Origin of the sequence: Paenarthrobacter sp. RAF54_2 (genome assembly GCF_052113945.1) — a bacterium.
Taxonomy (GTDB): domain Bacteria; phylum Actinomycetota; class Actinomycetes; order Actinomycetales; family Micrococcaceae; genus Arthrobacter.
On sequence record NZ_JBFRDV010000029.1, the window covers coordinates 52,662 to 65,808 of the forward strand.

Consider the following 13,147-nt stretch of genomic DNA (forward strand, 5'->3'; position numbering starts at 1 on the left):
TGTCTCCTACTTCTGGTTGAGCCCGCGTGCTGCCAGGAACTGGTGGAGCGCATCTGGAACATTGTTGTCACGCCAATTGGCCTGGAATGCTGCGAGTTCCAGATCAAGGGCGTCTGAATCGTCGAGTTCGACAATCGACGAAAGCAGGTTTTTGAGATTCTGCTGCGCCGGCGAGTCCCTGGCGGCGAGCTGGGCAGCGACCTCGGCGGCCCTCAGGTGCAACTGCTGATATGGCACCACGTCATGCAGCCAGCCAGTTGGTCGCAATGCTTCCGCTGTCATGGGCTGACCGCTGAGGTGCATCCACCGTGCCGGGCTCCTTCCAACAGCGCGCTCCAGCCGAACGCTGGACCCTGCCCCGGGCGTTAGCTTATTGTTCAGGTGCCCGTCGCCGACCAGTGTTCCTTCAGCAGCAATGACGACGTCGCAGGCTAAAGCGAGTTCAAGACCGCCGGCGATTGCGTGTCCGTGGAGAGCTGCGACCCAGGGCTTGGAGCTTCGCTCTATAGTCGTGACGACGTTCGAAAGACGTTCGAGGAATTCCACCACGCCGGCTTCGCTTTCGTCCTCAAGTGCAAGGAAATGCCGGAAATCCCCGCCAGCACTGAAACTTTTGCCTTTCCCGGCCAGCACGACGACGGCCGTCCCTGGATCATGGGCGATATCGTCGACTTGAGCGGCCAAGGCGTTCGCTAAGGCGCCATTGATGGCGTTGCGCTGGGCTGGGCGGTTCAGGAAGAGCCACCGGACCGCTCCCCGTTGTTCGACTTGGAGATGCTGGGACGTCACAGCTGCCCTGCCTTCTCCACCTCGGAACGTCGCTGCTGCCTCAAGACATAGCGTTGGATTTTGCCGCTGGGTGTCTTCGGAAGCTCTTGGATGAAGTGGATGGATCGGGGGTATGCATGAGCGGCATAATGGCTTTTCACAAATCCTTGAAGGTCCTGCCGGAGGGCGTCAGACGGCTCCCACCCATCACTGAGTACGACATAGGCTTCCAGCACTTCTCCCCTATCCGCGTCGGGAGCGGCGATCGCAGCGCTTTCGGCGACGGCCGGGTGTTCGCTGAGCATCGATTCGATCTCAAACGGGCCGATCCGATAGCCGGCCATGATGATGACGTCGTCATCGCGGGATGCGAAATGGAATGCTCCATCAGCGTCCCGATGGCCGAGGTCGCCCAAGAGATAGAAGCGCCCATCGCGGGTGAATCGCGATGCTGTCTGCGAGGGGTCCTGGTAGCTTCGGAATGTCATCGCTGGACTCTTCGCGACATCGATGGCCACCCGGCCCATCACGCCCGGCGCGAGTTCCATGGCCTCGTCTTCACCAAGCACCGTCGCCGCCCATCCGGGAAGCGGGTAGCCCATGGATCCCGGGACAACCTTGCGGGCGATCGCGGGGTGGTGGACGTTGCCGAAGACCATACCAACTTCTGTCTGGCCGAAGTGGTCGTGGACCTCCAGGCCCAACTGTTCCCCTGCCCATACGTTGACCTCCGGCGTGAGCGGTTCACCCGCACTTGACAGGCGCTTCAGACGGGTGCGCGATGGGAGGACCGGGAAATGAGTGCGTAGCGCCCGGTATACGGTGGGGGCCGCCGTCAGGTTTGTGACTCCCAGGTTCTCGATGATTTTCCATGCAGCAGTGGGCCCAAAGGCTCCGGCCTGCAGGATCGCCCCCGTCCCATTCGCGAGCGGGGCAACGATTCCGGCATATAGGCCGTAGGCCCATCCAGGGTCCGCTGCGCACCAATACACGTCGTCGCTGGCGACTCCGAGCCCGTATTTAAGGTAGCTGTGCCATCCTGCGGCCTGTCGCAGCGGATGAATGACACCTTTGGGGGAACCCGTTGTACCGGATGTGAACATGTGGACGAGCGGGCCATCGGGACCCTGAACAAAAGCCTCCAGGTCTTTGGTGGAAGCGCTAGCCAGCAACGTTTGGTAGTCAACATCTTCGGGCTCGCCGGCTCCATCGACAACGACGACCTTGATGGGGCTCCCCGTGAGGTCCGGAAGCTTCCCGCGTTGGGCTGTGTCCGTAATAACCAGGCCTACCTGTGCCGTATGGATCCGAAATTCGACCGCTTTGCCTGCAAAGGCGGTAAACAACGGCACGTACACCGCGCCCAGTCGCCATACCGCAAGCATTGTGGTCACAAGTTCGGGGCCCTTGTGGAGAAGAGTGGCGACGCGGGTGCCGGACTGCACCCCGAGGTCGCGAAAGCCGTTGGCAAGCCTGATCGATTCGTTGTGGAGTTCGCCGTAAGTGACCGCTTTTGCCGCTCCGTTGTCTTCGACTACCGTGTAGGCCGTTGACTCCGGATCATGGCGGTCGCAGAGAAGCCAGGCAGCACACGCACTTTCGTCCACATAGGGGCCGCTGATATCGGTGAAGAGGTCTACGTCCAATGTGATCACCCTTGATCTGTTGAGTACGTTTTTTGGTACGTTCGTATCGTAGTTCGAATCATAGTATTTGTCGAGTGCCTGGACGGCCTGCACGTTCCTTGCCGCTGGGGTTCCCACGATCAGGAGCACACGTTAAAAGCAAAGACCCCCTCGACGAGGGGGTCGGGCGCTCAGCGCAAGAATTTGATTCGGGTCTATACAGCGATTCGTTCCTAACCAGATGAAGAGGCCGCCCTGGCCTCGGCCGATGCCTCGAGTGTGTTGCTTTCGCCGTTGACCGAGGGCATGGCGATAACGGCGACCACAGTGAGTATGGCGCTGACCAGCACGGCGATGAATACAGCGGTAGATGCCGTCACGATTGTCTGGGGATCAGAATCTCCGCCCGGAACGCGGGCGTATATCGCGTTCGCGACAGCCCCGAAAACGGCGACGCCGACAGAGCTGCCGATCGAACGTGCAAAAAGATTGGTACCGGTAACTACGCCTCGCTCATTCCATTCGACACTGGTTTGGGCGGCAATGAGGCTCGGGGTCGCCACCAGCCCCAGGCCAAGCCCGACGACGAAGCAGCCCGCAGCCACCACAAAAATGTTGGGCGCGGATGCAGTCAGAGCAAGAACAGCTGTACTCACGACCGTGATCGTGACACCAATCAGGGCGGTCCTCCGGAACCCGATGCGGAGATAGAAACGACCCGCCTGGGATGCACTGATCGGCCAACCGATGGTCAGGGCAGCCAAAGCGAGCCCCGCGATGATTGGGGAGGTCGAGGTGGCTCCTTGAAGGTACGTGGGAACGTAGGAGGTGAGGCCGAACATGACCGCACCGACGCCAAAAGAGGTCATCGCCGTCGTCGCCAGCAGCCGACGAGACACTACCCACGCAGGCAGTATCGGCTCCGTTGCCCTCCTTTCGGCAAGCACAAACGCAGCGAACAGGACAGAGCCGGCAGCAAATATCGCGATACTTATGGGAGAGTTCCAGGCCCATGACTGGCCACCGCCGAGTGCCCCAAGAATGAGCAGGCTCAGGGAAAGTGACAGCAGGCCCGCCCCCAGGAAGTCCACACGGTGCTTGGCCCGCTCAATATTCTCGTGGAACGAGCGAATCAGCATCCAACCCGCCAAGAGGCAAAGTGGAATGTTCACGAAGAAGATCCCACGCCAGATGCCCAGCGAGGCGAACACGCCTCCGGAGGTTGGGCCAACAACCGAGGAAAGGGCCCAAACACTGGCAAGGTAGCCCTGCACTTTAGACCGTTCGGCCACAGTGTAGATATCACCCACGATGGTCATGGCCATCGGCAGGACTGCTCCGGCGCCCAGACCCTGAAGAACCCGGAATGCTATGAGGGCGGGCATGCTCCAGGCTACTCCGCAGAGGATCGATCCGAGCAGGAAGAGTCCGATACCGCAAAGGATAATCGGTTTACGCCCAACCATGTCTGAGAGCTTCGCGTAGACCGGCACCGAGATAGCCTGCGCCAACAGGTAAGCGGAAAAGAGCCAAGGAAAAGACGTGAAGCCGCCGACGTCACCCACAATTGAAGGAACCGCCGTCGCAACAATCGTCGAATCAATCGCCACCAGACCCGTTGCGAGCRTCAAGGCGATGAGGATAGGTCCTCGCCGCGACCGAAACCCGACGCCCTCAGAACTCTCTGTCGTCATGAAAACTCATTTCCTTTATCTCCGTGTGCGGCTCGCACGGAAGAATTCTGCGAACTAATGGCAGTGCGATAATTTTTCGCACAGATCCGTTCTTGATTAAGGCTAGTGCCCGGCCCATGGCCAAGCCATAGCCGTCCGCGTCAACAACCCCCGAATATGCGCCAACCAACTTCTGGTCCGAGCTCTGCCCTGTCCGCGGCAGCGTCCGGGTGGGCAGAGTCGGCGACAGTTGGCTGACGGTCAGTGTGTGAGGTCTCGGCCCTTGGTTTCCGTCAGGAAGAACACACACACTGCTGTGATGACCCCGGCCACCACCAGATAGAGCGCGACGGACCAGGAAGCCAGCGTTGCTGCGTACAGGGCCGTTGCGATCAGTGGCGAGAACCCGCCGCCCAGGGTCTGTCCGAATTGGTAACCCATCGAAGCACCGCTGTACCTGAATTTGGTAGCGAAGAGCTCACTGATCAACGAGGCCAGCGGGCCGTAGATCATACCGGCCAAGATAGTGCCACCTGTCATTGCCACCGTGATCAATACCGGGTTCTTGGTGTCAACCAGGGCAAACATAGGAAATGCCCAGAGAGCGAAGGCAATTCCCCCTGCGAGTATGACCGGTCGACGACCCACCTTGTCGGAGATTGCTGAGCTGACCCAGTCGCTGAGGCCGTAGAAGACGAAAGCGATGGTCAAAGCGATAAGGCTTACCCCCGCGTCAAGCTTGAGGCCGATGGTGATATAGCTGAGCAACCAGGTCACGAGGATGTACGCGAGCGTGCCGAATCCAAAACTGATTCCCGCTGCGAGGAGAAGCTCCTTGGGGTTGGTCCTCATGACTTCCAGGATGGGTTTGCGGGTGGTCTTACCCTGCGCCTCTGCGGCTTTGAACACCGGGGTCTCTTTCAAGCGCAGCCGAATAATCAGACCCGTCACCACGAGGATGATCGACAGCAGGAACGGGACCCGCCATCCCCACGCTTCGAAGGTCTCAGCTGGCATGAAACTCAAAGCGAAGAGCACGCCGGTGGACAGCAGTCCGCCGATCGCGGAGGATGCCGGAATTAACCCTGTATAAAAACCGCGCCTTTCCGGCGGCGCGGTCTCACTCACCATCAGAATGGCACCGCCATACTCGCCTCCGAAGGAGAAGCCCTGCACGAATCGCAGCATCACGAGGAACATGGACGCCCAAAAGCCGATTGCGGCGTAGGTCGGAAGTAGCCCGATAGCAGTGGTTGAAAGGCCTGCGATAAGCAGCATGGCCACCAAGACCCGTTTCCTGCCATGCAGGTCGCCAACATGTCCCGCTGCCAAACTGCCAAGAGGCCGGGCAATGAAGCCGACGGCGTAGGTGGTAAACGATGCAAGTAGTGCTGCAGTCGGGTCGAAGCTCGGGAAGAACAGTTTTCCGAAGACCAGCGCGGCCACCGATCCGTACAGGACGAAATCATATTGCTCGATGATGTTGCCAACGACGCTACCGGCGACAGTACGGCGCAACAGCTTCTTCTCTTCTGGTCCGAACTTTCTGGTTTCTGCGGGTAGGACGATAGACGCGTCCTTCTCCCCGATCGATTGATTTGTCAGCAGGGCCTGGGACTTCGTCGTCCGCATAAGTTCTCCTGGGTGTTTTCGCCGGTGCAAAAGCGTAGCAGGGTTGCAAGTGGGGTCCGGCCTGAAGATTCTCTTCATCGATCAGGTCGGTATGCCGACGCTACTTCGGCCCAACATGCGGCGTCAAGGAAAACTTTCGCCTTAAGTTTTAAACTCTCGTATTGCGATACTTCAGTGTTTGTCTTGGAGCAGTCTCGACCGCAGGGCAACCCTCGTTATGGCATCCAAAGCCGCAGCGGGGTTTGCGACTCGTAGGCTTTTCCCTGCGGAAAGGACACGAGCTCGAATTGCATCCCCCACGGGGCCAGGAAGTAAACCCAACGCTGCCCCTTGCTCGCGCCGGAGCTCAGGGTCGGGTCCCCAAGCACCTGGATGCCGTGACCCTTGAGGTAGTCGACAGCTACATCGAGATCCTCTACGTAGAAGGCGAGGTGATGACCTCCGATGTCGCTGTTGCGGGGCTGGTCCAAGCGTTGATCCGGCGAGGAATAGTTGAAGACTTCAAAATTGGATCCATTGAAGCAGCGGTAGAAGCGTATTTCCACCAGCGTTGCCTCCGGATGGACGTTGAGCTTGGTCCGCATCAACACGGGATCCCGCGGGTAGGGCCCCAAGGAGTAAACATGCTGACATCCAATGACATTAACGAGGAATTCGTGTGCCTGTTGCATGTCGGGCACCGTGAATCCAACGTGGTCTGTCCCACGGATGCCCGGCAGCCCGCTTCGTTCGATGGGGGCGTTTTGCTGTTCGGCGTCCAGATTCATCTACTTCTCCAGCCGTATGTCTCTAGCGATCAAATATCTCTGGGTGATCAAGCAGCGCAATGCGGGTTTTGCGGACGTGCATCGCCAGCAGTTCCTCTGCAGAGCGGATGTCACGCCGGCGGATTGCTGCCACGAGGAGCCGATGCTCCAAATTCGTGTCTCCGAGCCCCTCGGGACCGATCAGCTGTACGTACGCGCGCCGATAATGCTGGGTGGTATTCCAGAGTCTCTCGACCATCTCCAACAAGGTTGGCATGCCCGCATCCTGAAAACTCAACAGGTGGAACTCCCGGTCGAGTTCAACGAAGTCCTCCACCACCGTGCAATTTTCCATCTGCTCCGCCAGCTCGCTGAGCCGATCCACGGTTTCGGCACTGACGCTGTCAATGGCCTGCCCCAACGCAAGCGGCTCAATTCGTTCGCGAATCAGATACGTCTCCTGGCACTCAGCGAGGTTCATTGAGCTGACCCAGGCACCCGAGGAGGCGACCAGCGTGACGAGACCATGCGATTCAAGAATGCGCAACGCTTCCCGAATCGGCAGCCTGCTCACGCCAAACTCTTCCGCAATCTGCTCCTGGCGGATCCTCGTGCCAGGTGCGAGATCGCCGTCGAGAATCCTCTGACTCAATTCGTTTGCGATGCGCTGACTTGCAGCACCCGACTTCTTCAACAGAACAGCTTCGATGGCCATAGCTACAGCATACGGACTCAGCGGCAATGGATCCATTCGATGATGTTTGGCGTGAAAAACGCGGTCGTAGGCATTGCATTGGATCCATTCGCCCCTCTATGGTTGTACGAACGCCTCAAAGCCATTCACGTTCGCCCATTGGGAGCCATAGATGTCAACCACCACGCCTTTGACCTACTCGACAGAGTGCATAGAGCTGCGGACAACCCGTAAAGATTGGGACGAGGCAGCTCCGGAGCTGCTCGAATCCATGCTGGTGCAGATGCACACCATTCGAATTTTCGAGGAAATTGTCCTGCAGCTGGCAGGTGAGGGCCTCGTACACGGCCCCGCCCACTCCAGCATCGGTCAGGAGGGTGCCGCCGTGGGATCCATTCTGGCGCTGAGGGGCGCCGACGGCGTCAACGGCACGCACCGAGGCCATCACCAATTCCTGGCAAAGGGTCTTGCTTACCTGTCCCCGAACGGCATGTCGATCATCGACGGGATAAAGAACGACCAAGTCACGGAGTTCATCCGACGAACGATGTCCGAGATTTTGGGTCTCAAAGCCGGTTTCAGCGGTGGTCGGGGCGGCTCAATGCATCTGCAGTGGCTTGAGGCCGGAGCGCTGGGTACGAACGCGATCGTGGGTGGCGGAGTGCCGCTTGCCGCAGGCAACGCCTGGGCACAGCGCCATGACGGAGAAATCCACGACGGCGACGGGCCGGCAGGCGGCATGGGGGTCACCGTGACCTATTTCGGTGATGGCGCCTCAAACATAGGCTCGACTTTGGAGACGCTGAATCTTGCCGCTGCCTGGCGCCTGCCACTGTGCTTCTACATCGAGAACAACCTGTATGCCGTTTCGACCCATGTTGCCGACGTGACCGGTGAACCTCGGCTGGCGGCCCGTGGCCCTGGCTTCGGAATCAGATCCTGGCGCGTGGACGGGATGGATCCCCTCGCCGTCTACCTTGCCCAGAAGGCAGCCGTGGATCACATGCGCGCGGGCAAGGGAGCAACCCTCATCGAGGCGGAAACCTACCGCTATTTCCATCAGAACGGCCCGTTCCCCGGTAGCGCCTTCGGCTACCGGACGAAAGAGGAGGAGAAGCAGTGGCGCGATCGCGACCCGCTGGCCAAGCTGGCCGTCGAGATGACCCGGCGCGGACTCCTCACCGATGAACAACTGAGCGATCTCACCTCGCACATCACAGAACACATCACCCGGATTGTGGACGGAATTACGGAGAAGGACCCGGAAAGCACCAAAGGCGCCCGCCGCATCCGCCCGACGCTTTGGCCCGATCCCACAGGGGTGGACACGGACATCAGGAGCGAACCTGCGCTGACAGGATCAACCTCCGGAGAAGGCACCGAAACCGGGACCGAGGAGCGCCGCTTCGTAGATGCAATTGCAGATGTACTGGGGCGCCGGATGGACGTTGACCCGGGTGTGTTGGTCCTGGGCGAGGACGTTCACCGGCTCAAGGGCGGCACCAACGGGGCAACCCGCGGGCTGAAGGACGCCTATCCCGACCGGGTCCTTGGGACGCCTATCAGTGAGAACGCCTTCGCAGGCCTGGCAGGCGGACTGTCCATGACAGGGCGCTACAAACCAGTTGTTGAGTTCATGTACTCGGACTTCCTGTGGGTCGCCGCTGACCAGATTTTTAACCAGATCGGCAAGGCACGGCACATGTTCGGCGGCCAGTCCGCGATGCCCGTGGTTCTGCGCTCCAAGGTTGCAATGGGAGCAGGTTATGGCTCCCAGCATTCCATGGACCCGGCAGGTATCTTCGCCAACAACCCGGGCTGGCGAATCGTAGCGCCGTCAACTCCGCACGACTACATCGGCCTGATGAATACTGCGCTGGAACTCCAGGACCCGGTGCTTGTGCTTGAGCACGTCGACCTCTACGGGACCAAGGGAGACATACCCGCTGGAAATCTCGACTACCAGTTGCCCGTTGGCAAGGCTGCCGTGCGTCGCGCAGGCGAAGGCGTCACCGTACTGAGCTACCTGAACATGGTGGACGTTTCCCTCCGGGCTGCCGGGCAGCGAATGGATCTCGATCCCGAAATCATTGATCTCCGGTGGCTTGACCGAGCCTCCTTGGACTGGGACACGATCGGCGCCTCAATCCAGAAAACCAACAACGTCCTGATCGTCGAGCAAGGCGCCCGGGGCACCTCATATGGCGGCTGGCTGTCCGACGAGATCCAACGCAGATTCTTCGACTACCTCGACCAGCCCGTTCAAAGAGTTACGGGCAGGGAAGCGGCGCCGAGCATATCGAAAGTCCTTGAGGCTGCCGCCAATGCCGATATCGACGACGTCCTTGCCGGCTTTGACGAAATAGCCCGCAACCTCGGCCGTTCCTGAACCGGCTCCCATCAAAGGATATTCACCATGGCAACCATCATCACCATGCCGGCCGTCGTCGCAGACGCCACCGAAGCAGCCCTCCAGGACTGGCTCGTGAAAATAGGCGACACGATCGCCGCCGGACAGCCCATCGCCGAAATTGAGACTGAAAAGGCCACTGTTGAGCTACAGGCTGAGTTTCCGGGCACCATAGGAAGGCTGTTAATACAGCCTGGAACTTCCGTAGGTGTCGGTGAGCCCATTGCCGTCCTCGTGGAAGCCGGGGAAGATGAGGCGTCCATCGACAATCAGATCGCCTCCGCTGGCGGCGCCTCGCACAGCCTTACAGAGCATCTTGTTCCGGCGGACACTGAAGCCCCAACAACCCGGGATCCGCGGCATGGGGCTCCGGACTCCAGCCCTGAAGCGTCCAGCAAGAATCAAGGACCGGGCTCGCGCATCTTCGGGTCACCCCTGGCCCGAAAGCTCGCAAAAGAAATGGGGATAGACCTCTCAGCATTGGAGGGTTCCGGACCCAACGGCAGGATTCTGCGCGGGGACGTTGAAGCTGCCGGAAGGCATCAAGCAGTGGGCTCACAGCCCGTCCCCAGGGCGCAAGAACCCGCTCCCGCTCCCCCACTGGCTTCATCGCAGACGGGAGCGCAAAACTTCCAGGACGTACCACTCTCCGGCATGCGCAGGGCCATTGCCAGGCGGCTGACCGAGTCGAAGACCAGCGTTCCCCATTTCTATGTCTCCATTGACGTCGAAATGGACGCGCTCCTGGCCTTACGCAAACAGATCAATCAGGACATGCCCGCCCAGGGACAGAAAACGACCGTCAACGACCTCGTTCTGAAAGCCTTGGGAGGCGCCCTCGTGGACGTGCCCGCTGCAAATGCTTCCTGGCAAGGCGACGCCATCCGCCGCTATTCCACTGTCGATGTCTCCGTGGCCATCGCGACCACGGACGGCCTGCTGACACCGGTGGTCCGCGGCCTGGAAAACCTCTCCCTCAGCTCTGTGGGCAGGCTGATGGGTGACTACAAAGAACGTGCCGCCGCCGGCCGGATCCGGCAGCAAGAACTCGACGGTGGGTCCTTCAGCCTCACGAACCTGGGCATGTATGGAACACGGGAGTTCTCGGCCATCCTGAACCCGCCCCAGGCAGGGATCCTGGCCGTCGGTGCGGCGGAACAGCGCGCCGTGGTGCGCTCCGGCCAGTTGGCAGTTGCCACGGTCATGAGCTGCACCCTCTCCGCAGACCACCGTGTTATCGACGGCGCGGTGGCAGCCCAGTTGCTGGCAGCATTCAAGGCGCGCATAGAGAACCCCCTCAGCATTCTCCTGTAGTCCCATCCACCAACTGAACCGTGTTGCGCAAAGACGCGGCATCCAGCGAAAAGGTCCTATCCATGACTCAAGTAACAGCCGAGCACCACGAATTGCAAGAGGCCGTGCTGCAGCCATCCCTCAAATCCGCTGGCCATATCATCGTTGATACGCTGGCCGCCCATGGCATCAAGCGGGCGCATGTGGTGCCGGGCGAGAGCTTTCTTGACGTTCTTGACGGGCTCCACGGCTCCCCCATCGAAACCATCGCTTGCCGCCATGAGGGTGGTGCCACATACATGGCCGAGGCTGATGGGAAAATGAACCAGCTGCCGGGGATCGCGATGGTTACCCGTGGACCCGGCGCCGCCAATGCCCATGTTGGACTGCATACAGCATGGCAGGACTCAACGCCCATGGTTCTGTTCGTGGGGCTGATCCCCTTCGCCCACAGGGATCGCGAGGCCTTCCAGGAATTCGATATTAAGGCCTGGTTCGATACCGGCGCGAAGCGCGTGATGGTCCTGGACCACGCGGCACGCGCTTCCGAAATCGTTGCCGAAGCCTTGTTCGCGGCGATGAGCGGGCGCCCCGGTCCCGTCGTTGTTGGCCTGCCGGAAGACGTTATCCGCCAGCAGATCCCCGCGGAACTCCATCCAGCCATCCCTGTCGCCACCGGCGGAATGACCACCGTGGACGCCGCCGCGCTGGCCGATGCCTTGGCCGCATCCAGCAAGCCACTGTTTGTGACAGGTGGGAACGACTGGACCCAGGAAGGCGCGGACCAGCTCACGCGCTGGCTGGAAAAGCACCACATCCCGGCCGCGGCCGAATGGCGCACCGAGGGCACCATCCCCTTCGATTCGCCGTCCTATGTAGGCCCCATCGGGTACGGTCGGCCCCGCCCCACCTATGATCTGCTGGAAGAAACCGACCTGCTGATCTTTGTGGGCACGGTTCCCGGGGATGTTATTACCAATGGATTCCTCTGCCGCCAGGACTGGGCAAAAAAGAACTTCCTTGTCACCATCGACCCCTCGCTCCGTGGCCGCTCGGGTCCGGTCTCCTACCAAATCCTGGCCAAACCGGACGTCTTTATCCGTGACCTGGCAAAGATAGATCTTCCCGTCAAGGATGAATGGCTGAACTGGACGTCGAAAATGCGCGGGGAGCAAGAAGCCTTCGCCAGCCTGCCCCCGGCGACGCCGTCGGCTGGCCCCGCACGGATGGATACACTGATGGCCAACCTCGTCCCCACGCTACCCGCTGACGCCATGGTGACCCTCGGTGCCGGGGAGCACACCAACTGGGCCCATCGCTACTTCCCCACCCAGCGGTATGCCTCGATGATCAGTGCCCGGAACGGTTCCATGGGCTACTCGGTCCCCTCCGCCATCGCCGCATCCCTGGAATACCCAGGCCGGCGTGTGGTGACCATTGCCGGTGACGGCGAATTCCTGATGAATGGCCAGGAACTCGCGACAGCCGCCCAATACGGCGCCACTCCCTTGGTCATCGTCATGGACAACCAGGAGTACGGCACCATCCGCACCCACCAGGAACGTCACTACCCGGAGCGGGTGTCAGGGACCCAGTTGAATAACCCGGAATTCGCGCTCATGGCGCAGGCCTTTGGCGGCTTCGGGATCAAGGTGGAACTTGATGCTGACATTCCTGCAGCCATCAAGGCTGCTCTGAAAGCCATAGACGAGGACCGCGTGTTTGCGCTCATCCATCTGGTGGTTGAGCAGAGAGTCAAAGCCTACTAACCACCCATCCGCCATCGGCTCACTTGAGCCGCTCCAACCCTCAACTTTTAAGGACTTCCCTTCATGACAGTTTCTGCGCTTTCCCCTGCCGTTTCATCTGAACGCGAAGCCGCGCTCCTCGCGTCCGTGCCTACCGGCCTCCTGATAGGCAGTGAGTGGCGGGACGCGTCCGACGGCGGCACGTTCGATGTGCACGACCCCGCCACCGGGGAGGTGCTCGCCACCCTCGCCTCCGCCACCAGTGCGGACGCGATCGCCGCATTGGACGCCGCCGACGCCGCCCAGGCCTCTTGGGCACGGACCGCGCCGCGGACCCGGGCCGAGATCCTGCGCCGGGCCTTTGACTTGGTGACTGAACGGGCTGAGGACTTCGCTTTGCTGATGACCTTGGAAATGGGCAAACCCCTGCCCGAAGCACGCGGCGAAGTGACGTACGGGGCTGAGTTCCTGCGTTGGTTCTCCGAAGAAACCGTCCGCGACTACGGCCGGTACCTCACCACGCCCGAAGGCAAGAACAAGATCCTGGTCCAGCACAAA

At 60.5% G+C, this 13,147-nt stretch carries 10 protein-coding genes; 4 read left to right on the forward strand and 6 right to left on the reverse strand.

The features are described 5' to 3' along the window. Window positions 1-6: 6 nt before the first annotated feature. From AB4Y87_RS22440 to AB4Y87_RS22465, 6 genes are all read right to left on the reverse strand, one after another. A complete protein-coding gene (locus AB4Y87_RS22440; RefSeq protein ID WP_442006465.1) occupies window positions 7-789 on the reverse strand; it encodes an enoyl-CoA hydratase/isomerase family protein in 783 nt (260 codons plus the stop codon). After that, on the reverse strand, window positions 786-2,423 hold the full coding sequence (locus tag AB4Y87_RS22445; RefSeq protein ID WP_442006466.1) for an AMP-binding protein: 1,638 nt from the start codon (window positions 2,421-2,423) through the stop codon (window positions 786-788). The genes AB4Y87_RS22440 and AB4Y87_RS22445 overlap by 4 nt, the downstream gene beginning before the upstream one ends. A gap of 203 nt (window positions 2,424-2,626) precedes the next feature. Continuing rightward, the gene (locus tag AB4Y87_RS22450) at window positions 2,627-4,087 is read right to left on the reverse strand and encodes an MFS transporter (RefSeq protein ID WP_442006467.1); all 1,461 of its coding nucleotides are present in this window, start codon (window positions 4,085-4,087) and stop codon (window positions 2,627-2,629) included. A 240-nt stretch (window positions 4,088-4,327) separates the two neighbouring features. Continuing rightward, window positions 4,328-5,698, reverse strand: coding sequence for an MFS transporter (locus tag AB4Y87_RS22455; RefSeq protein ID WP_442006468.1), 1,371 nt, complete (start codon window positions 5,696-5,698; stop codon window positions 4,328-4,330). 215 nt (window positions 5,699-5,913) lie between these two features. After that, window positions 5,914-6,465: a VOC family protein gene (locus tag AB4Y87_RS22460; RefSeq protein WP_442006469.1), complete on the reverse strand. Its 552-nt coding sequence runs from the start codon at window positions 6,463-6,465 to the stop codon at window positions 5,914-5,916. 22 nt (window positions 6,466-6,487) lie between these two features. After that, window positions 6,488-7,159 carry a GntR family transcriptional regulator gene (locus AB4Y87_RS22465; protein WP_442006470.1) on the reverse strand — a complete coding sequence of 224 codons (672 nt, stop codon included), beginning with the start codon at window positions 7,157-7,159 and terminating at the stop codon, window positions 6,488-6,490. Between the two features lie 151 nt (window positions 7,160-7,310). On the opposite strand from AB4Y87_RS22465, the gene AB4Y87_RS22470 reads away from it, so the two are divergent. The 4 genes from AB4Y87_RS22470 to AB4Y87_RS22485 all read left to right on the forward strand — a co-directional run. Continuing rightward, window positions 7,311-9,527, forward strand: a complete 2,217-nt coding sequence (locus AB4Y87_RS22470; protein WP_442006471.1) for an alpha-ketoacid dehydrogenase subunit alpha/beta — start codon at window positions 7,311-7,313, stop codon at window positions 9,525-9,527. 27 nt (window positions 9,528-9,554) lie between these two features. After that, window positions 9,555-10,862, forward strand: a complete 1,308-nt coding sequence (locus AB4Y87_RS22475) for a dihydrolipoamide acetyltransferase family protein (RefSeq protein ID WP_442006472.1) — start codon at window positions 9,555-9,557, stop codon at window positions 10,860-10,862. Between the two features lie 62 nt (window positions 10,863-10,924). Further along, on the forward strand, window positions 10,925-12,610 hold the full coding sequence (locus tag AB4Y87_RS22480; protein ID WP_442006473.1) for a thiamine pyrophosphate-dependent enzyme: 1,686 nt from the start codon (window positions 10,925-10,927) through the stop codon (window positions 12,608-12,610). Between the two features lie 63 nt (window positions 12,611-12,673). Beyond that, on the forward strand, window positions 12,674-13,147 hold a 474-nt coding region (locus AB4Y87_RS22485; protein WP_442006474.1), incomplete at its 3' end, for an aldehyde dehydrogenase family protein.